Annotated in this window: 22 protein-coding genes; 20 read left to right on the plus strand and 2 right to left on the minus strand. The window is 61.7% G+C overall.

Going from position 1 to position 20,517, the window contains the following annotated elements:
• Window positions 1–71: 71 nt before the first annotated feature.
• The 3 genes from RA20_RS13950 (at window position 72) to RA20_RS13960 (ending at window position 2,060) form a co-directional block, all read left to right on the plus strand.
• Complete coding sequence (locus tag RA20_RS13950) at window positions 72–599, plus strand: superoxide dismutase family protein (RefSeq protein WP_039129859.1); 528 nt, start codon at window positions 72–74, stop codon at window positions 597–599.
• A gap of 109 nt (window positions 600–708) precedes the next feature.
• Window positions 709–1,431 carry a CoA transferase subunit A gene (locus RA20_RS13955; protein WP_039129861.1) on the plus strand — a complete coding sequence of 241 codons (723 nt, stop codon included), beginning with the start codon at window positions 709–711 and terminating at the stop codon, window positions 1,429–1,431.
• Window positions 1,431–2,060 carry a 3-oxoacid CoA-transferase subunit B gene (locus RA20_RS13960; protein ID WP_039129863.1) on the plus strand — a complete coding sequence of 210 codons (630 nt, stop codon included), beginning with the start codon at window positions 1,431–1,433 and terminating at the stop codon, window positions 2,058–2,060. Before RA20_RS13955 ends, RA20_RS13960 begins: the two co-directional genes overlap by 1 nt.
• 80 nt (window positions 2,061–2,140) lie before the next feature.
• Here the strand turns inward: RA20_RS13960 and RA20_RS13965 are convergent, their stop codons facing one another.
• Complete coding sequence (locus RA20_RS13965; RefSeq protein WP_039129864.1) at window positions 2,141–2,617, minus strand: hypothetical protein; 477 nt, start codon at window positions 2,615–2,617, stop codon at window positions 2,141–2,143.
• A gap of 141 nt (window positions 2,618–2,758) precedes the next feature.
• A complete protein-coding gene (locus RA20_RS13970; RefSeq protein WP_082018016.1) occupies window positions 2,759–3,574 on the minus strand; it encodes a lytic transglycosylase domain-containing protein in 816 nt (271 codons plus the stop codon).
• Between the two features lie 357 nt (window positions 3,575–3,931).
• On the opposite strand from RA20_RS13970, the gene RA20_RS13975 reads away from it, so the two are divergent.
• The 17 genes from RA20_RS13975 (at window position 3,932) to RA20_RS14050 (ending at window position 20,464) form a co-directional block, all read left to right on the plus strand.
• Window positions 3,932–4,117, plus strand: a complete 186-nt coding sequence (locus RA20_RS13975) for a Flp family type IVb pilin (protein ID WP_039129865.1) — start codon at window positions 3,932–3,934, stop codon at window positions 4,115–4,117.
• A 499-nt stretch (window positions 4,118–4,616) separates the two neighbouring features.
• Complete coding sequence (locus RA20_RS13980) at window positions 4,617–4,802, plus strand: Flp family type IVb pilin (protein WP_039129865.1); 186 nt, start codon at window positions 4,617–4,619, stop codon at window positions 4,800–4,802.
• An 86-nt stretch (window positions 4,803–4,888) separates the two neighbouring features.
• Window positions 4,889–5,065, plus strand: coding sequence for a hypothetical protein (locus RA20_RS25800; RefSeq protein ID WP_193748842.1), 177 nt, complete (start codon window positions 4,889–4,891; stop codon window positions 5,063–5,065).
• 143 nt (window positions 5,066–5,208) lie between these two features.
• Window positions 5,209–6,066: a Flp pilus assembly protein CpaB gene (gene cpaB, locus RA20_RS13985; RefSeq protein WP_039129866.1), complete on the plus strand. Its 858-nt coding sequence runs from the start codon at window positions 5,209–5,211 to the stop codon at window positions 6,064–6,066.
• 215 nt (window positions 6,067–6,281) lie between these two features.
• Window positions 6,282–7,688 carry a type II and III secretion system protein family protein gene (locus tag RA20_RS13990; RefSeq protein WP_039129868.1) on the plus strand — a complete coding sequence of 469 codons (1,407 nt, stop codon included), beginning with the start codon at window positions 6,282–6,284 and terminating at the stop codon, window positions 7,686–7,688.
• 15 nt (window positions 7,689–7,703) lie between these two features.
• A complete protein-coding gene (locus RA20_RS13995; RefSeq protein ID WP_039129869.1) occupies window positions 7,704–8,333 on the plus strand; it encodes an OmpA family protein in 630 nt (209 codons plus the stop codon).
• A 155-nt stretch (window positions 8,334–8,488) separates the two neighbouring features.
• Entirely contained in the window at window positions 8,489–9,724 is a 1,236-nt protein-coding gene (locus RA20_RS14000) for an AAA family ATPase (protein WP_039129870.1), read from the plus strand.
• 24 nt (window positions 9,725–9,748) lie between these two features.
• The gene (locus tag RA20_RS14005; protein ID WP_039129871.1) at window positions 9,749–11,188 is read left to right on the plus strand and encodes a CpaF family protein; all 1,440 of its coding nucleotides are present in this window, start codon (window positions 9,749–9,751) and stop codon (window positions 11,186–11,188) included.
• A complete protein-coding gene (locus RA20_RS14010; RefSeq protein ID WP_039129873.1) occupies window positions 11,188–12,156 on the plus strand; it encodes a type II secretion system F family protein in 969 nt (322 codons plus the stop codon). The genes RA20_RS14005 and RA20_RS14010 overlap by 1 nt, the downstream gene beginning before the upstream one ends.
• A gap of 10 nt (window positions 12,157–12,166) precedes the next feature.
• Window positions 12,167–13,150, plus strand: a complete 984-nt coding sequence (locus RA20_RS14015; RefSeq protein ID WP_039129875.1) for a type II secretion system F family protein — start codon at window positions 12,167–12,169, stop codon at window positions 13,148–13,150.
• Window positions 13,150–13,740, plus strand: coding sequence for a tetratricopeptide repeat protein (locus tag RA20_RS14020; RefSeq protein WP_039129877.1), 591 nt, complete (start codon window positions 13,150–13,152; stop codon window positions 13,738–13,740). Before RA20_RS14015 ends, RA20_RS14020 begins: the two co-directional genes overlap by 1 nt.
• Before the next feature lie 30 nt (window positions 13,741–13,770).
• Window positions 13,771–14,619 (plus strand): tetratricopeptide repeat protein, encoded by an 849-nt coding sequence (locus RA20_RS14025; RefSeq protein WP_039129878.1) that lies wholly within the window; start codon window positions 13,771–13,773, stop codon window positions 14,617–14,619.
• A gap of 3 nt (window positions 14,620–14,622) precedes the next feature.
• Window positions 14,623–15,120 carry a prepilin peptidase gene (locus tag RA20_RS14030; protein ID WP_039129881.1) on the plus strand — a complete coding sequence of 166 codons (498 nt, stop codon included), beginning with the start codon at window positions 14,623–14,625 and terminating at the stop codon, window positions 15,118–15,120.
• 181 nt (window positions 15,121–15,301) lie between these two features.
• On the plus strand, window positions 15,302–16,609 hold the full coding sequence (locus tag RA20_RS14035) for an ATPase (RefSeq protein WP_039129883.1): 1,308 nt from the start codon (window positions 15,302–15,304) through the stop codon (window positions 16,607–16,609).
• Window positions 16,610–16,868: 259 nt separating this feature from the next.
• Window positions 16,869–19,286, plus strand: a complete 2,418-nt coding sequence (locus RA20_RS14040) for a ligase-associated DNA damage response DEXH box helicase (protein WP_039129885.1) — start codon at window positions 16,869–16,871, stop codon at window positions 19,284–19,286.
• Between the two features lie 37 nt (window positions 19,287–19,323).
• Window positions 19,324–19,974 (plus strand): ligase-associated DNA damage response endonuclease PdeM, encoded by a 651-nt coding sequence (pdeM, locus tag RA20_RS14045; protein WP_039129888.1) that lies wholly within the window; start codon window positions 19,324–19,326, stop codon window positions 19,972–19,974.
• 73 nt (window positions 19,975–20,047) lie between these two features.
• The gene (locus tag RA20_RS14050; protein WP_039129890.1) at window positions 20,048–20,464 is read left to right on the plus strand and encodes a PaaI family thioesterase; all 417 of its coding nucleotides are present in this window, start codon (window positions 20,048–20,050) and stop codon (window positions 20,462–20,464) included.
• Window positions 20,465–20,517: the final 53 nt, after the last annotated feature.

The following is a 20,517-nucleotide window of genomic DNA, read 5'->3' on the forward strand; positions in this document are numbered from 1 at the left end:
AATAATTCCCAGTGCTATAGTGTTTTCTTGTGGAAGGGGCGCAGCTGGCGCCCGAACACAGGAGAAAACATATGCTCAAAACCTTCATTACAGCTGCCGTATTGAGTGCCGCCGCCAGCGCGGCTGCACTGGCCGGCGGGCACATCAATTCAGCCAAGGCAGATCTCATCAATGCGGATGGCGAGATTATCGGCGCTGCACATCTGACCCAGGGGCCGAACGGCGTTCTGCTGCATCTCAAAGTGTCAGGCCTGACCCCGGGCAAACACGGGCTGCACCTGCACAGCCATGGCACCTGCGACCCGGGCACCGGGTTCAAATCTGCAAAAGGCCATGTGGGGAAAGTTGAAGGCGCGCACGGGCTGATGAACCCCGAAGGGCCTGAGCCGGGCGACCTCCCGAACCTCTTTGTCGCGGCAGATGGCACCGGCGAAATGGAAGCCTTCACCAGCCTGGTCACGCTGGACGGCGGCGATCATGCTCTGCTGGATGCCGACGGCTCCACCTTCATCATTCATGAAAACGGCGATGACCATATCAGCCAGCCCATCGGCGGCGCCGGTGCGCGGGTTGCCTGCGGCATAGTCACCGCGGGCTGAAACACCTGCCGGGCGCGTACCGTAGAAATACGTGCCCGGCTCCGTATTCGTTGACTCTCCCCCGTCCGGGCGCCAGAAATCGCTGCAACCGGCATAATGGGAGATCTCCATGAAAAAGGTATATTCCAGCGCCGCTGAAGCACTCGACGGTCTGCTTCACGACGGCATGTTCATTGCGGCGGGCGGCTTTGGCCTCTGCGGCATCCCCGAGCTTCTGCTGCAGGCGATCAAGGATGCGGGCACCAAGGACCTGACCTTTGCCTCCAACAACGCGGGCGTTGATGACTTCGGGATCGGTATCCTGCTGCAGACCCGCCAGGTGAAAAAGATGATCTCCTCCTATGTGGGCGAGAACGCGGAATTCATGCGCCAGTACCTCAGCGGCGAGCTGGAGCTGGAGTTCAACCCGCAGGGGACCCTGGCCGAGCGTATGCGCGCCGGCGGCGCAGGCATCCCCGGCTTCTTCACCAAGACCGGCGTCGGCACTGTCATTGCCGAGGGCAAGATGGAAAAGCAGTTTTCCACCGGCCCTGACGGCGCGATGGAAGACTACATCATGGAGGAGGGCATCTTTGCCGACCTCGCCATCGTGAAAGCCTGGAAGGCGGATGAGACCGGCAACCTGGTGTTCCGCAAAACCGCCCGCAACTTCAACGCGCCGGCCGCCACCTGCGGCAAAATCTGCGTCGCGGAAGTGGAAGAGATCGTGCCCACCGGCTCGCTGGACCCCGACTCGATCCACCTGCCCGGCATCTATGTGAACCGCCTGATCCAGGGCAATCACGAGAAACGCATCGAACAGCGCACCGTCCGTCAGAAGGAGCAAGCATAATGCCTTGGGACCGCAATCAGATGGCGGCACGCGCCGCGCAGGAGCTGCAGGACGGCTGGTATGTGAACCTCGGCATCGGCATTCCGACACTGGTCTCCAACTACATCCCCGAGGGTGTGGAAGTGACCCTGCAGTCGGAGAACGGCATGCTGGGCATGGGCCCCTTCCCCTATGAGGGCGAAGAAGATCCCGACCTGATCAACGCGGGCAAGCAGACCATCACCGAACTGCCGCAGACCGCCTATTTCGACTCGGCGCAAAGCTTTGCGATGATCCGGGGCGGCAAGATTGCCATGGCGATCCTGGGCGCGATGGAGGTGGCCGAAAACGGCGACCTGGCGAACTGGATGATCCCGGGCAAGCTGGTCAAGGGCATGGGCGGCGCCATGGACCTGGTTGCGGGCGTCGGCCGCGTGGTTGTGGTGATGGACCACACCAACAAGCATGGCGACAGCAAGGTGCTGAAGGAATGCACCCTGCCGCTGACCGGCAAGGGCGTTGTCGACCGCATCATCACCAATCTGGGTGTGCTGGACGTCGTCGAAGGCGGGCTGAAGATTGTCGAACTGGCTGATGGCGTCAGCGAAGACGAACTGCGCACCGCAACCCAGGCTGCCATCGTCGGCTGATCCATCCCGGAAGAAATGCAAAAAGGCCCGCCGGTTTCCCGGGGGGCCTTTTTTGAAGTTTCGGGAGTAGGCTGTCCTGATCAGACTCCGGCAGCGGCGCCCGGCCTGGCACGGGGGCGCAATGTGTGCCACACCGCGCCTTCCGGCGGGTTTATGATTTCCCACATATAAACCCGCTTGTCGTACCAGTTGACGATCTTTTCCCCGCCCTCTTCAAACACCACAACGCAGTAGCTGCCATCTGCCGGGTCGCAGCTGTCCTTGCCCAGCCAGGTGACTGTGATCGGGTCCACCAGATGCCGGTTGAACAGAACCATGGCCTTGGTCTGTTTCCCCGAGATGTATAGCGCACCTGCAAACAGACCTGCCGCCAGCAGGATAAAGCCAGGGCCTGAGAAATTCCGGAACGGGTTCGCTTTGGCGATACCCGGTGCAAAAGCCACAAACACCATCCGTCCGAAAAAACCGGCAAATGCAATGAAGCCAATCAGCATAAGCTTGCTGGTCAGCCCTTGCGAGCCCACGGCAACCGCCGAGGGATCAATACCCAAATCCAATGTCTTTCTCCAATGTCTTGCAAAACCTGAAAATGCAGGCCGGGAACTGCCCCTTTCGGCAGCATAATCACCACCCGAGCAGGGAGGTGCAAATTTATCGAAAATTATTGGTTAATCAAACCGCTGCGGCTTCGGCCGCCGCTACTTCATCACCCGGAAAACGCAGCCGTCGGAGATCAGCTCGGGCGGCGTCAGGCAAAGGCCCCGTGCTACTTGATAGGCCGCCAGGACCTTGGGAACGTAGTCGCGGGTTTCGGCAAAGGGCGGCACCCCCTGATGGCTGCGCACCGCACCTTCGCCTGCATTGTAGCCGGCCAGGACCAGAATCGGGTCGCCATCGAATTCGCCCATCAGCCAATCGAGGTACTGGATGCCGCCGGAAATGTTCTGCTGTGCCTGCAGCGGATCGGAAACGCCAAAGCGGGCAGCGGTATCGGGCATCAGCTGCATCAGCCCCTGCGCCCCGGCTGTGCTGACAGCATCCGCCTTGCCGGCGGATTCGACGGCGATCACCGCAAGAACCAGCGCAGGCGACACCCGGGTGCCGGCGCTTTCGGTCAGAATCTGCACACCCCGGTCCTGTGCAATCTCCTGCATCAGCTGCAGCCGCGGCGCCGCCAGGTCCTTGGCGCCCGTCAAAGCCAGCAGAGCGCTCTCCAGCCGTCCCGGCCCCGAAGCCTCGATACCGGGCGTCACCTTGTCCCAGAACCAGCCGTAGCGTCCGGCCGTCTGCGCGCCCCTTTCCGGAGCAGCCCCCGCCGCGGCCGCTTCCGGTTCGGATGCCGGTTCAGGCGCCGGCTCGATCTGAATGGTGATACGCTTGCCCGTTCCCGGCGCAGGCGGTTTGACCCGCTTGGCCTCGAATTGGGGAAAAGGCGCCGGCTGCTGCTCCTGCCCCGCTGCGGTCAGAGGCATGGTGCAGGCAGCAAGCGTAGAAACTGCGGTGCGGAAAGACATTGCCCGGCCTGCCTGTGGTTTTCTTTTGCTGCAGACTCAGGAATTCAGGCAGCAAAATCCAGCTTTTCCGCCCCGAAATCTGGCGCATTCGCCATATTTGCCCCCGCCTGGCGCGGATTTACCACGCGCCCCAACACGGTAACGAAAAATTAATCTCACAAAATCAACCGATTAGTGAATTTCTTGCCGAAAAGTAAAAATTGGGCGGCAATTTCCGGTTTTCAGCCCAAATCCTGCCACGCTGCGCTGGCTATATGTACCCATCCAAGCCGGACAGTGGTCGAGCAGGTGAGAGAGCAGACCCTGGCGAGATGGCGGGATAACGCAAATTCTGAGATCCTTTGGAGGGACCAAACCATGATCAAATTCTTCAAGAACTTCCGCAAAGACGAATCCGGCGCCGTGACTGTGGACTGGGTTGTGCTGACCGCAGCCGTTGCTGCTCTGGGCGGCGTTGTCTACACCGCCATCGAAAACGGCGCATCGACCCTGACCACCAACACCGGCTCCTACCTGGCGACCAAAGGTCCGACCGACTCCTAAGTTCTTCGCGGCAACGCACCAAGACACCGGGCCGCCCTGCTTGCAGGGCGGCTTTTGCTATTTGTACGCCCCGGCTTGACCAAAGGAAGCGGAGCCAGGCGCCATGTGCCGCGTGAAACATGCTGGCACACAAAGCCTGCACAAACTCTCCCTTGCGGCACAAGAGCCAGGGCCAGCCCCCTCGCAGCGCAGAGGCGCCAGACACGGCGAATCCGTTAACATTGCGCCGCGCAGAAACGCCCCACTGCTGCCACATTCACATGGAACCAGTTGTTCTCGCGGTCAAAGCACTGCACTTTATTAAACAATATCAATTACTTAATTGCTTCTTCGGAATTTCTTCACTTTTGGGCAAAGATTAAGAATTTGCGCCGCACTCATGCCCAAATCGCAAAGCTTAATAAGCCTATCCCAGGACGGGCGAGCCAGAAAGAGAGAGCTGGCCACAACCCCGGACTGGCGAAACCCTATTATTGAGATCCTTTGGAGGGACCAAACCATGATCAAATTCTTCAAAAACTTCCGCAAAGACGAATCCGGCGCCGTGACTGTGGACTGGGTTGTGCTGACCGCAGCCGTTGCTGCTCTGGGCGGCGTTGTCTACACCGCCATCGAAAACGGCGCATCGACCCTGACCACCAACACCGGCTCCTACCTGGCGACCAAAGGTCCGACCGACAGCTGATCTGCTGAGAATCGCATAGCGCTGCGCCCGGCGGTTTCCGGGCGCAGTTGCTGCAGACTGCCCCTAAACGCAGTGAGGTTCATATCATGAAGAAACTATGGTCATACATTGCGGGAGATGACGGTGCCGTAACCGTCGACTGGGTGGTTCTAACTGCTGCTATGGTTGGATTGGCGGTTCTGATTGCCGCTTCGATGGAAGACGGTGCCATGGGCCTGGCCAATATGCTGGCCACCTATATGTCCAATTGGTCATTCAGCTGAGACGTATAATACGCCTGCCGGCCAAGCAGGGCGCAAGCTCATTTGCTGCCTGACAGAACGCTCAGAATTCCGCAGCAGTTTGAACAATACAGCAGCCGGTTCCACCCGTGGGACTCCGGCTCAAGTTGATGAGAGGTAACGCAATGCGAGCAGTTTTCGGACTTGTGCTGATTGTCGGTGTCGCCCTCGCCGGCGGCGCCGTCATGATGGCGAAAAACTACATATCAGCCTATCAGAACGAATTGGCGCGCGAACGCGCTGCCCGTGCCGAAGCAGTGCCGACGGTGGATGTCTATGTCGCCACCAAAGCACTGAAATACGGTGAACGGCTGTCCAAGGAAGCGGTTCGTGCGGTGCGGTGGCCGGAAAATGCCATCCCCGAAGGCGCCTTTACCTCCCTGGAGACCCTGTTCCCGCCGGAAAGCGGCGACAAGCTGCGGGTGGTGCTGCGCGCCATGGAAAAGGATGAGGCGGTGATGGCCATCAAGGTCACCCGGCCTGGCGAAGATGCCGGCATCACCTCGCGCCTGGCCCGCGGCATGCGCGCCTTTGCGATCAAGGTCGACGTCTCCTCGGGTGTTTCCGGCTTCCTGCGCCCTGGCGACAAAGTGGATGTCTACTGGACCGGCGTGATGCCGCGGGCCGGCGGCACCCATGGCGAAGTCACCCGGCTGATCGAAACCAATGTCGAACTGGTGGCCGTGGACCAGAGTGCCGGCGGCGACATCAATGAAGCGATTATTGCCCGTACCGTCACGGTCGCGGCGCACCCTGAACAAGTGGCCGCCCTGGCGCAGGCGCAAACCACCGGGCGGCTGTCGCTCGCCTTGGTCGGCGCTGGCGACGATACCATCGCTGCGGTTGTCGAAGTGGACCAGCGCAAACTGCTGGGCCTGGGTGCTCTGGAAGCGCCGCAGGAGGTGGAACAGAAGAAAGTCTGCACCATCCGCACCCGCCGCGGCGCTGAAGTAGTGGAAATCCCGATCCCGTGCACCAACTAGGAATTCCATTTCCTTGCAAGCTGTTACCAGCATCAGCCGCCTCTTCCAAGCGAAGGGCGGCTGATTTGCGTGTTGCCCTGGCTCCACAATGGGCGGGCCTAGAGAATCGCTCCGAAGCCATTGATTCTTGCAATAATTCAGGATCTGCAGCACAGTGCCCGAAAGAGCGGGCAAAAAGACCCGGATTTTGAGGCGTGATCGGAAAGGCAGGTCACATGGCAATTCGAAGGTTCGTAGCGGCGGCCCTGATGGGGCTATCGCTGGTTGGCATGCCGCAGGCGGATGGGGCATCAGCGCAATCCTTGCGGGTCGTAAAAAAGGGCACGGCAGCAACGCTGGATGTGCCCATGAACCGCGCGGTAGTGGTGGAAAGCGAAACACCCTTTGCGGAGCTCAGCATCGCCAACCCGAGCATTGCTGATATCTCTTCGCTGTCTGACCGCACCATTTACGTGCTGGGCAAATCGCCCGGCCTGACCACACTGACATTGCTCGACGGCTCCGGCCGGCTGATCACCAATGTCGACGTGCGCGTCGCCGCGGATGTGACCGAGTTCAAACAGCGGCTGCGCCAGATCCTGCCCAATGAAAAAATCGAAGTGCGCACCGCCAATGACGGCATCGTGCTGTCCGGCACCGTTTCCAGCGCGGCCCGGCTGCAGCGGGCGCTTGACCTGGCCGAACGCTATGCGCCGGAGCGGGTGAGCAACCTGATGTCGGTTGGCGGCGTCCAGCAAGTGATGCTCAAGGTCCGCTTTGCCGAAATGCAGCGCACCGTTTCAAAATCGCTGAGCGCCTCGCTGGGCTTTAATGGCGGTACCGGTAATGGCCGCACCGGCGGCGTCAACACCTTGAACACCTCTGGCGCGCTGGCCAACTCGCTGGCCGGCAATATTCCGGCGGCCAACAGCAACACCGGTGCCTTCCTGTTCGGCTTCAATGCAGGTTCCGTCCAGGTCAGCCTGCTGCTGGAAGCGCTGGAGCAGAAGGGTGTTGTCCGCACCCTGGCCGAGCCGAATCTCTCTGCCCTGTCGGGACAGGAAGCGAAGTTCCTGGCCGGCGGCGAATACCCGGTGCCGGTGGCCCAGGAAGACGGTGTCATCACTATTGAGTTCAAACCCTTCGGCATCGAGCTGAACTTCATTCCCCGGGTGGTCGACGGCGATCTGATCAATCTGGAACTGAATGCCGCGGTTTCGGCCATCGACCCTGCCAACTCACTGACACTGAACAACTTTACTATCGACGCCTTTTCCCGGCGCGAGACCTCGACAACGGTTGAGATGCGCGATGGCGAGAGCTTTGCCATCGCCGGCCTGATCAGCGACGAGTTCCTCGACAATTCCTCGCAGCTGCCCTGGCTGGGCGACGTGCCGGTCCTGGGCGCCCTGTTCCGCAGTGCTGATTACCAGCGGGAGCAGACCGAATTGGTGATCATCGTCAGCGCCCATCTGGTCACCCCGACCCGCGGCGAAGCCCTGACCCTGCCGACCGACCGTGTGGCACCGCCTAGCGAAAAGGATCTGTTCCTGTTCGGACGCACCACCCGCACCAAGAACGGTCCGGCTGCAGAAGTGGCGAAGCAGGATTTCAACGGCTCTTACGGCTACGTGCTGGACTGATAAGGAGTGGCACAGATGATCAGAACCGCTGCAATTCTCGGCCTTGTCCTGACTGCTGCCGCCTGCGAGCGGGAAGCCGGGCGCGAACTGAACAGAAAAGGCACCTTCGGCGAGGCCACCCTCAACAATGCAGCGGTTATGAGCGGCGAACGCAGCTATGCCATCCAGCTGGCGGGCAGGTTCGCCAAGGAAGTGCCGACCACAATCAACTTTGACTTCGACAGCTCCCGCCTGGATAACGCAGCCCGTGCCGTGCTGGACCGTCAGGCGGTTTGGATCAAACAGTTTCCTGAGGTGCGCTTCCGCGTCTTTGGCCATACCGACGCAGTTGGCAGCAATGCCTACAACAAGGCGCTTGGCCTGCGCCGCGCCCGGGCAGCGGTGAACTACCTGGTCTCGCGCGGCATTGGCCGCAACAGGCTGGAGGCCGTGGTTTCCTTTGGCGAAACTCAACCGCTGATCGCCACACCCGAGCGCGAACGCCGCAACCGCCGCACCGTCACCGAGGTGAGCGGTTTCCTGAAGCGTCATCCGACAGTTCTGGACGGTAAATACGCTCAGATCATCTACCGCGAGTATCTGGAAAGCGCGGTTCCGGCCACGACGCTGACTGAGCAGAAATCGCTGGAACGCACGCTGGAGTAACTGTTTCCGTTGCCTTCCACTGCCCAAGCGCGTCCAAGGTATTAACAATTCCCTATATTTGGGGCTTTTTGGCCCCAATATCGCCCAGATTGCCATCGACATTGTTTCCAAGAGGCGGACTGTGCCCAAGGCCCGGTCAGCCCATGTGAACAAGGATGATGGCAATGAGCGGAATGCCGCAAACAGAGACACCTGCGATTGTTGCCTGCACGATCAGCCGTGACGTGCAGAATTTCGACCTTCTGATCGAAGACATGGAAACCGCCCTGGGCGAAGCTTGGGGAGACCTGGGCTTTACCGAGGCGCTGGCCTTCTTTGCGCAGGCCGAAGCGGAACCGTTGCAGTTTGTTGCGCTTGCCATCGACAGCGCTGACGAGGGCGACCTGCCCTTGATGGGTGAGATTATCACCCAGGCCAAGGCACGCGGCATCAAGGTGATCCTGATCGCCGAAGACGTGACCCCGGCTGCCCTGCACACGCTGCTGCGCCAGGGCGCGGACGAGTTTGTCCCCTACCCGCTGCCGGAGCAAGAGCTGCAAGCAGCCATCGAGCGCCTGCAAGAGCCGGAACCCGTAGCAGCGGCGAACCCGCATCAGCTGCAGACCGGCAACCAGCGCGAGGGCGCGGTGGTGGTCTGCCACGGCCTGGCTGGCGGTTCCGGCTCCACCACCATGGCGGTGAACCTGGCCTGGGAACTGGCGGCACTCAGCGAACAAGAAGAACCCAGCGTCTGCCTGCTGGACTTCGACCTGCAGAGCGGTTCGGTCTCGACCTACCTGGACCTGCCCCGCCGCGAAGCGGTGATGGAAATGCTCAGCGAAACCGAAAGCATGGATGAGGAGCTGTTTGGCCAGGCCCTGCAGCCGTTTCAGGAAAAACTGCAGGTTCTGACTGCTCCGTCCGAGATGGTGCCGCTGGATCTCTTGTCGCCCGACGACATCGCCCGGGTGATTGAAATGGCACGCAGCCACTTCGACTTTGTCGTCATCGACATGCCGCACACGCTGGTGCAATGGTCCGAAACCGTGCTGAGCACCGCCCATGTGTATTTTGCGCTGATCGAACTGGATATGCGCTCCGCTCAGAACGCGTTGCGGATGAAGCGGGCGCTGCAGTCCGAGGACCTGCCGTTCGAGAAACTGCGCTTTGCCCTGAACCGGGCGCCGAAGTTTACCGACCTCACCGGCAAAAGCCGGGTCAAGCGGATGGCGGAATCCTTGAGCATCTCGATCGATCTGCAGCTGCCCGACGGCGGCAAGCAGGTGCTGCAGAGCTGCGATCACGGGCTGCCGCTGGCCGTTTCGGCCGCGAAGAATCCTTTGCGCAAGGAAATCGCCAAGCTGGCAGCCTCGCTGCACGAGCTGGGCCGGAGTGAAGCCGAAGCCGCCTGAGCGGTTTGAACTGGGGGTGAGTTGATGTTTTCCAAATACAAGAAGCAAGCGGCCAAACCAGCCACACCTGCACCGCAGCCGGCCGCCGCGCCGGCCGCTGCTGCCGCTGCGCCTGCCGCCAGCCTGCGCCGCCCGGTCCAGCGCAAGGCTGCCGAAGCCGCGCCAATGGACAAAGAGCGCAAGCGCAAGGAGCGTCTGAGCGAGATCAAGATCCAGCTGCACCGGGAATTGCTGGAAAACCTGAACCTGGCAGCGCTGGAAAACGCCGTCGAAGCAGAGCTGCGCAGCGAGATTGCCTCGATTGCGACCGAAATCCTGGCTGAGAAAAGCATCGTCCTGAACCGCGAGGACCGGCAGCAGCTGAACAAGGAGCTGTACGACGAGGTCACCGGCCTGGGTCCGCTGGAGGCTTTGCTGCAGGACGACACTGTCAGCGATATCCTGGTCAACGGCCCGCAGCAGATCTTTGTCGAACGCAGCGGCAAGCTGCAGCTCTCCGACATCACCTTCAAGGATGAGAAGCACCTGATGCGGATCATCGACAAGATCGTCTCTGCCGTGGGACGCCGGGTCGATGAATCGAACCCCTATGTGGACGCCCGTCTGGCGGATGGTTCGCGCTTCAACGCGATGGTGCCGCCGATTGCGGTGGACGGATCGCTGGTTTCGATCCGGAAATTCAAAAAAGACAAGCTGGGCATTGATGACTTGGTGCAGTTCGGCGCCTTCACCGAAGAAATGGCTGCATATCTGCAAGCCGCTGTCTCGACCCGCCTGAACGTGATCGTCTCCGGCGGTACCGGCTCCGGTAAAACAACCACGCTGAACGCGCTGTCGTCTTTCATCGACAATTCCGAACGGATCCTGACCATCGAGGACACTGCGGAACTTCAGCTGCAGCAGACCCATGTGGGCCGGATGGAAAGCCGCCCGCCCAACGTCGAAGGCAAGGGAGAGGTCTCTCCCCGCGACTGTTTGAAAAACGCACTGCGGATGCGTCCCGACCGCATCATCGTCGGCGAGACCCGCGGCGAGGAAGTGATCGACATGCTGCAGGCGATGAACACCGGCCACGACGGCTCGATGACCACCATCCACGCCAACAACGCGCGCGACGGTATCTCCCGCCTGGAAAACATGATTGCCATGGCCGGGATCGAAATGCCGCTCAAGGCGGTGCGCAGCCAGATCTCCTCGGCGGTGAACCTGATCGTGCAGGCCTCGCGCCTGCAGGACGGTTCGCGCCGGATGACCTCGATCACCGAAGTCACCGGCATGGAAGGCGATGTGATCTCGATGCAGGAAATCTTCCGCTTCCAGCGGGTCGGACTGACCCCGGACAACAAGATCATCGGCCATTTCACAGCCACTGGCGTGCGCAGCCATTTCTCAGAGCGCTTCCGTCTCTGGGGCTTTGACCTGCCGCCGTCGATTTATGAACCCACCGTGATGGAGGCGCGCTGATGCAACTGAGTGCAGAACCGCTTATCTACGGCTTGATTTTCTTCGGGGTTCTCGCCCTGGTCGAAGGCATCTATCTGTTCACTTTCGGCAAATCCATCAGCCTCAACAGCAAGGTCAACCGCCGGCTGGAGATGATGGAAAAAGGCGGCAACCGCGAACAGGTTCTGGAACAGCTGCGCAAGGAGCTGGGCCAGCACGCCAGATCACAGTCGATCCCGCTTTATTCGCTGCTGTCGGACCGGGCGCAGAAAGCCGCCATCGCCTTTTCTCCCAAACAGCTGATCCTGATCATGGCGGGGCTGGCAGGCATTGCCTTTGTCGGGCTTAGCATCGGCACCTCTGCCCCCCTGCCCGTCAAGGCGCTGGGTTCGGCCATCATCGGCGTCGGCGCGGTATTCTTCTGGGTCAACAAGAAAGCCGCCAAGCGGATGGCGATGATCGAGGAGCAGCTGCCTGACGCGGTGGAACTTATGGTGCGCTCACTTCGCGTTGGCCATCCGTTCACTTCCGCCATTCAGATCGTCGCCAATGAGGTCGAGGACCCTCTCGCCACCGAATTCGGGATCATCTCCGATGAATGCGCCTATGGCCGCGATGTTGGCGAGGCGCTCAAGGAAATGGCCGAGCGGCTGGATATGCAGGACATGCGGTTCCTGGCCGTTGCGGTGACGATCCAGCAGCAGTCGGGCGGCAACCTGGCCGAAGTGCTCGCAGGTCTCGCCAAGGTGATCCGCGCCCGCTTCCGGCTGTTCCGCCGGGTCAAGGCCATTACCGCCGAAGCGCAATGGTCGGGCAAGTTTCTGTCAGGCTTCCCGCTGTTCTGCCTTATCGGCATCCTGGTCAAGGATCCGAACTACTATGACACCGTGCTGGACCACCCCTGGTTCATCCCCGCCTGTTTCGCCGTCGGCGTGATGCTGACTGCCAACCTCTTTGTCATGCGCATGCTGACAAACATCAAAGTCTGAGGAGGCGCCGATGGAGTTTCTGACCGGAATCAACGACTACTTGACTGCAAACTTCGGTGACCTCGGCCCGCTGCTCGCCCTTGGCATTGCCGGTCTGTTCATGATCCTGCTGGCGGTTCCCTTGATGCTGAACCAGCCCGAGGATCCGCTGAAGAAGCTGCAGAAGAACATCGCGCCTGAAACCCGGACCAAGCCGAAGAAAGAGCGGCTGCGCCAGGCCGACCGCAACGAGCAGCTGCAGAAATTCGCCAGTTTCCTGGAACCGCAGAACGCCGAAGAGCTCTCTGCGATGGAGCTGAAACTGCGCCAGGCGGGCTACCATTCCAAGGACTCGGTACGGCTGTTCCATTTTGCCCAGTTTGCCCTTGGCCTTGTCGGCCTGGGCTGCGGGCTATTCTTTGTCTATGTGCTGAATGCCGATATGGACTACGACAGCCAGCAGATGGCAATCCGCATCATCGGCCCCGGCGTGGCTGGCTATTTACTGCCCAAGTATTGGATCACCCGCCGGATTGAGGAGCGCAAGCAGAAGATTACCGAAGGTTTCCCGGACGCGCTCGACATGATGCTGGTCTGTGTTGAAGCAGGCCAGTCGCTGGACCAGGCCATTGTCCGCGTCGCCAAGGAGCTGCACGCCTCCTTTCCGGAACTGGCTGAAGAATTCGAAGTCGTTGCTTACGAAATGAAGGCGGGCAAGGAGAAGGACAAGGTTCTGCGCGACATGGGCACCCGCTGCGGTGTGCAGGATGTCTCCTCCTTTGTCACTGTGATGATCCAGTCCGCCAGTTTCGGCACCTCGATTGCGGACGCCTTGCGGGTTTATGCCGGGGAAATGCGTGACAAGCGTGTGATGCGCGCCGAAGAGGCCGCAAACAAGTTGCCCGTGAAGATGACCCTTGCCACAATGGGGCTGACGGTGCCGCCCTTGCTGATCATCCTGGTCGGCCCGTCGATACAGGGCATTATGAACATGGGCAACGCAGGACCCCAGTAATGAAGACAAAGCCACGGGCACCGGCTGCCCGTTTGCTGCCAGCGGCTGCCGCCGCCAGTGCCCTTGCACTGGCGGCGGCTTGCGCGCCGGGCGGGCTGAAACAGGACAAGGGAAGCCCTTGGGCTCCCGGCGCCGATCACCGCCGCGAGGCTGAAGACGGGCTGTTGGTCGGCAACCGGCTGATGGCCGCGGGTGAGCATGAACTGGCGCTGGAAGCCTTTACCCGGGCCGCCCTCGACCAGGGGCTGACCCCTGAGGTGCTCTCTGGCATGGGCTCCGCCAAGCTGGGCCTCCGGCGGCTGGGCCAGGCCGAAGAGCTGCTGCGCCAGGCGGTGGACGCGGATCCTGCCTGGCCGGAGCCGATGAACAACCTCGGTGTGGTGCTGATGGAGCGCGGCAAAACCGCGGAAGCCGTGCAGGTGTTCCAGCGCGCCTATGCGCTTGACAATGGCGAAAGTGACGCAATCCGCGATAATTTAAGGCTGGCACTCGCAAAACTGGAAAATCCTGCGCATACTGAGCCTCAAAACGAAGATTATAAATTGGTGCGGCAGGGCGGCGGCAGCTACCTGATTCGCCAGACACCATGATCGAGGCAGAGCAGTAAAAAGGACGCACCAATGCGCCAGCAGTTTTTCCTATCCGCTTCTCTGGCAGGGGCGCTGGTCTTGTCGGCCTGCGCCGAGAAAGCCGATGAAACCGTGGAACGGGCCTTTCAGGAAGTAAACGTCATCGACGAGAGCAATCTCAACGATGTCATGCTGACCGTCGCCGACCCCAACGAGGCGGTCGCGCATTTCCAGCGCACTGTCCAGAACAACCCGGAGCGGATCGATCTGCAGCGCGGCCTGGCGCATTCGCTGATCCGCGCCAAGCGCACCACGGAAGGCACCGCCGCCTGGAAGAAAGTCGTGTCGATGAAAGGTGCAACCAGCGAAGACCGGGTGCAATTGGCCGGCGCGCTGGTGCGCAGCGGCGAATGGGACGCCGCCAAGGCAGAGCTGGACCAGGTACCGCCCACCCACGAGACCTATGAGCGCTACCGGCTGGAAGCGGTGGTTGCAGATGCCAGCAAGGACTGGAAGCGGGCGGACAGCTTTTATGAAATTGCCGCCGGCCTGACCACGACACCCGCAAAGATCATGAACAACTGGGGCTATTCCAAGCTGACCCGCGGCGACTTCGCCGGGGCCGAGCGGTTGTTCGGCGAGTCGATCCGTCAGGATCAGGCTCTGTTCACCGCCAAGAACAACCTGGTGCTGGCCCGCGGCGCGCAACGCAACTACACTCTCCCGGTGATCCCTATGCAGCAAACCGAACGCGCACTCCTGCTGCATACCCTGGCGCTGTCCGCGGTAAAACAGGGCGACGTGAAAACCGGTGAAGGGCTGCTGCGCGAGGCCATCGACACTCATCCCCAGCATTTCGAGGAAGCCGCCAGCGCGCTGGCAGCCCTGGAGAACGGCTGACCCATGCACTTCCCGGCCCATGCCGCCCTGTGGTTCCTGCCCTTTGTGCTGCCGCTGTGCTATACGGTCGCGCTCACAGACCTGCGCGGCATGCGCATTCCCAACTGGACCGTTGATGTTCTGGCGGTGATCTATGTGGTGATTGGCGCAGTCGTGATGCCCAGCTGGAGCGACTACGGCTGGCATTTGCTGCATTTGCCCGTCGGCATTGGCCTTGGCTTCCTGTTCTACGCGGCCGGAGCCGTGGGCGCAGGCGATGCCAAGTTCGCCGGCGCCGCGGCACCGTTTTTCGCACTTGGCGATCTGCGGCTTCTGATGGTGATCTTTGCCGCCACCCTGCTGGCCGGCTTCACTGCCCACCGGATCGCCAAATACACCCCGCTGCGGCGTCTGGCACCGCACTGGCAAAGCTGGGAGACGGGCAAGAGCTTTCCAATGGGCCTGTGCCTGGGCGGAGCCCTGGCGATCTACCTGCTCCTGGCAGCCTTCCACGGGAGCTAAGCCGCTCGCCGCCTGCAGCCCGCAATTCCGGCAGCCCCATAAAACTTATCCGCTTTTCCTACCGCCTTCCCGGAATTGGCCCAGCTCTGCCCCGCTGCTGCCACAGTCCTGAATAGTCTGTTTCCAAAGCGCGCCCCGTTTCAGCGGCGCACGAATCCGGAGTTCAGGAGCAGGCACCGCCATGAATATGCAGAACCTCACCGTGATGGCCCCTCCCGCCCCCCGCGGACTGGAGCAGATGCAGCTGCCGCTGGTGATGATGCGGGACATCCTGCTCAAGACCATCTTCCGCAAGAACGTCGAAAACGTGACTGAAATCGCCGAGGCGATCTGCCTGCCCTCATCTGTCACCCAAGAACTGGTCGACATTGCCCGCGAGCAGAAACTGCTGGAGGCCACCGGCACGCTCAACGCCAACAGCGGCAATGAGATGGGCTATCAGCTGACCGACGCCGGCAAGGCCCGGGCTCTGGATGCACTCAGCCAGTCGGAATACTTCGGCGCCATGCCGGTACCGCTGGATATCTACCGCGAACAGGTCAAGCGCCAGTCGATCCGCAACATTCAGGTGACCCGCGACCAGCTGACCAACGCAATGGGTCATCTGATCCTGCCCGACAGCCTGCTGGACCACCTTGGGCCCGCTGTCAGCGCAGGCCGCTCGATCCTGATGTACGGCCCGCCCGGCAACGGTAAATCCTCGATCTCCAACGGCATCCGCGACGCGCTGGGGGATCACGTCTACGTGCCGCGCGCCATCGAGTACTCTGGCCAGGTCATCACCGTCTACGACCCGATCGTGCACACCGAAGTGGAGCAGGAGCCCGAAGATCCCAACGCCTTGCGCCGCCGCAGGAGGTTCGACACGCGCTATGTGATGTGCGAGCGCCCCACCGTGATCACCGGCGGCGAGCTGTCGCTGAACATGCTGGATCTGGTCTACAACCCAACGGCGCGCACCTACCAGGCGCCGCTGCAGCTGAAATCCACCGGCGGCATCTTCATCGTTGACGACCTTGGCCGCCAGGCCGAGCCGCCGCAGGCGCTGGTCAACCGCTGGATCGTTCCCTTGGAGGAAAGCAAGGACATCCTGGCGCTGCAGTCGGGCGAGAAATTCGAGGTCCCCTTTGACACGCTGGTGATTTTCTCCACCAACTTCCACCCGAATGAGATCTTCGACCAGGCCGCGCTGCGCCGGATCTTCTTCAAGATCAAGATCGATGGGCCGGACCAGGAGAACTATCTCAAGATCTTTGCCTTGGTGGCCCGCAAGAAAGGCATGCCGCTGGATGAAGCTGCGCTGGTGCATCTTCTGAAGCGGAAGTATCCGACAATCGACAACGTCTATGCGAACTATCAGCCGGTGTTTCTGATCGACCAGATGATCGCGATCTGCGAATTTGAAGGCATCCCTTATCAGATGACACCGGAACTGATCGACCGCGCCTGGGCCAATATGTTCGTCAAAGACGAGAAGATCGTGAAGTAAGCCAGCCCAAACGCCGCCTGTTGACCTGACGCAAAAGCCGGCGAAACTGACATGCGTTCCTCCCGGGACCAAGGAAGGCTCCCGCCCGTCGTCAACCCGTTCTGCGAACAGGTTTCCTCCCGTTGGGCGTGGCACCGCGCCTTGCGCGGTGCCACGCCCAAGGCCGCCAATTGGTTCCGGCGCAGTCGGGGCATATGCGGGCGCGGGAGCGCTTCCGTCAGCGATTGGCAGCGCGCTGCGGCTGGACTAGACAGATAGCATGTCTCAGCTGCCTGGCATCATCACAGACTGGTTCGCGTCAAAAGGCTGGTCCATCCACCCGCATCAGCACGTCATGCTGGAGCAGGCTTCTGCCCCTTGCACGCTGCTCATCGCTCCAACCGGCGGCGGCAAGACCATGGCCGGCTTCCTCCCAACCCTAGCCGAGCTGGCGGAGGGCAGCCAGGACGGGCTGCACACGCTTTATGTCTCGCCGCTGAAAGCTCTGGCCGCCGATATCAAGCGCAACCTGCGCGCACCGGTCGAAGAGATGGGCCTGCCCATCCGCATTGACGACCGCACCGGCGACACGCCCGCCAGCCGGAAAAAGCGCCAGCGGGCCGATCCGCCGCATATCCTGCTGACGACGCCGGAGAGCCTCGCCCTGCTCACGTCCTACGAGGATGCCGCGCGCACCTTCAAGGGCCTGAAGCGCATTGTCGTGGATGAAATTCACGCCTTGGCGGAAAGCAAGCGCGGCGACCAGCTGATGCTGGCGCTGGCGCGGCTGCAGACTCTGTGCCCGGGCCTGCGCCGTGTGGGCCTGTCAGCCACCGTCGACGACCCGCAGGCCATTGCCGGGTATCTGGCCTGCCACCCGGACCCTTGCGACATCGTGCAGGCCGATCCCGGCCCGGCTCCGGACATCCGCATGCTCGAAACCGGAAACGCGCCGCCCTGGGCCGGAGGCGGAGCGGCCTATGCCATCCCGGCCGTGATGGAACAGATCAAGGCGCACAGGACGACACTGATCTTTCACAACACCCGCGCCCAGGCCGAGATCTTCTTTCACAACCTCTGGCTCGCCAATGAGGACGCCCTGCCCATCGGCATCCACCACGGCTCGCTTGACCGGGTGCAGCGGGAACGGGTCGAGGCGGCGATGGTCCGCGGCGAGCTGCGCGCCATCGTCTGCACCGGCTCGCTCGACCTTGGCATCGACTGGGGCGATGTGGATCTTGTGATCCAGATCGGCGCCCCCAAGAACGTTAAACGCCTGGTTCAGCGCATCGGCCGCGCCAACCATCGCTACAATGCGCCCTCCAAGGCGCTGCTGGTCCCCGCCAACCGCTTTGAAGTGGTAGAATGCCGTGCCGCGCTGGAGGCGGTTCGTGAAGGCGATCTGGACGGCGATCCGCGCGGTCCCGGCCCACGGGACGTTCTGTGCCAGCACATCCTGATCGCCGCCTGCGCAGGGCCGTTCGACGCCGATGAACTCTACACCGAGATGACCCAGGCAGGTGCTTACGCTGGCCTCTCCCGCCCCGCCTTCGACGCCTGCCTGGAGTTCTGCGCCACCGGCGGCTATGCACTGAAGGCCTATGACCAGTGGCAGCGCCTGCTGCAGCGCCCCGACGGCCGATGGCAGCTGCGCGACCCGCGCGCCACCCAGCGTATCCGCATGAACCTGGGCACCATCCAGGACGCCGACCTGATGAAAGTCCGCCTGAAACGCAGCCGCGGCGGCAAGCCGCTGGGCGAGATTGAAGAGGCCTTTGCCGCCACCCTCACCCCCGGCGACACTTTCCTGATCGGTGGTCAGACAGTGCGCTACGAGGGCCTGCGCGAGATGACTGTCGAGGTCAGCCGCAATCCGGGCAAGAAGCCCAAGATCGCAGTGTTCTCCGGCACCAAATTTGCCACCTCTACCCAGCTCAGCACCCGTATCCTGGAGATGTTCAAACAAGACAGCTGGCCCGCCCTGCCCCGCCACACGGCGGACTGGCTGGAACTGCAGCGCGAGGTCTCGGAACTCCCCCGGGCAGGGTCCCTGCTGATCGAAAGCTTTCCTCATGACTCCCGCGAGCACACCTGCATATACGGTTTTGCCGGGCGCAATGCGCAACAGACCCTGGGCCTTCTGCTCACCAAGCGGATGGAGGAGCTGGGACTTGATCCGCTGGGATTTGTCGCCACCGACTATGCCACGCTGATCTGGGGGCTGGAGGCACTGGCTGATCCCGCGCCGCTGTTCGAACTTCACGCCCTGCGCGACGGGCTGGACGGCTGGCTGGCCGGCAATGCAGTGATGAAACGCGCCTTCCGCGGCGCTGCCACCATCGCAGGCCTTATCGAACGCAACACGCCGGGCGCGCGCAAGAACGGGCGGCAGGCAACATTTTCCTCCGATATCCTCTATGACACGCTGCGGAAATACGACCCGGACCACCTGCTGATGGATATCACCCGGGAAGAAGCCCTGCGCGGATTGGTCGACTTTGGCCGCATCGAAGACATGATCGCCCGCATAAGGGGCCGCATCACTCTGAAGCGGCTGGAGCGTATTTCACCCCTTGCAGCACCCTTGCTGCTGGAGGTTGGCAAGGTTCCCGTCAAAGGCGCTGCCGAAGAGAAGCTGCTGCAGCGCGAAGCGGAAGCGCTGATGCAGCAATCCGGGCTGGCCGGGCTGGCGCAATAAGTCTTGCCTGCCCAGCCAGCGCCGCTAAGACCACTGCATGAACGGATTTGATTTTACCCTCGCGGGCGCCCGCCTCACCGCTCTTGGCTCCGGCGCGCTTTGGTGGCCGGAGCAGCAAGCCTTATGCGTTTCGGACCTGCATCTGGGCAAATCCGAACGGCACGCCCGGCGCGGCGGCAGCGCTTTGCCGCCCTATGAGACGCAGGACACCCTGTCCCGCCTGGCAGCTGTACTGGACGGAACCAATGCAAAAACCGTCCTGAGCCTCGGCGACAGTTTTGATGACGACGACGCCTCGCATGCCTTGCCCAAGGCTGAACAAAATCTTCTGGCCAGCCTGATGCAGGGGCGCCGCTGGATCTGGGTTGAAGGCAACCATGATCCGTCCCCTGCCGTATTCGGCGGCGAGCATGCAGCGGAGCTTAAACTCGGGCCGCTGGTGTTCCGCCACATCGCAGTTCCGCAGGCCGCAGCTGAGGTTTCCGGCCATTACCATCCCAAGGCCCGGGTGCGCGGCACCTCCCGCCCGGCTTTTCTGCTGGATCAGCACCGGCTGATCCTTCCGGCATTTGGCACTTACACCGGAGGCCTGCGCAGCACGGATCCCGTCTTGACGGAACTTATGGAGCCAAACGCACTGGCCCTTCTGACCGGGCCACGGCCAACGGCCGTTCCGATGCCGCGCTAGGTGGCGCAGCGTCACATGCACCTGCACGGTCAAGCCGGCCTATGGTGCAGGAAAACCTCCGGGAGACGCATGCATGACCGCCGTTGAAGACAAGATCCGCCTAAGCTTTGGCAAACAGAACATGATGCAGACGCTTGGCGCGGAAATCGAAAGTGTTTCGGACGGCGAAGTGGTGATCACCGCCCCGATCCTTCCAGGCAGCCGCCAGCAGCACGGTGTCGCCCACGCCGCGCTCAGCTTTGCAATCGGCGATACGGCTGCCGGCTATGCAGCGCTGACTAAAATGCCGGAAGACAGCGAAGTGATGACGGCAGAGATGAAGATCAATCTGCTGGCGCCCGGGGACGGCGATCTCCTGCGTGCCACCGGCAAAGTAATCAAACCCGGCCGCCGTCTGGTCATTGTCACTGCGGAAGTTCATGCGGTGAAAAACGGCCAGGAGAAGCTAACAGCCATCCTGCAAGGCACAATGGTTCCGGTAAAGGCCTGATCCCCGGCCCACGCCCTCTTCCCCCCCCAAAAAAAACACCCGCCGGAGGGGTT

The sequence above is a fragment of the Leisingera sp. ANG-Vp genome, from assembly GCF_000813725.1.
GTDB lineage: Bacteria > Pseudomonadota > Alphaproteobacteria > Rhodobacterales > Rhodobacteraceae > Leisingera.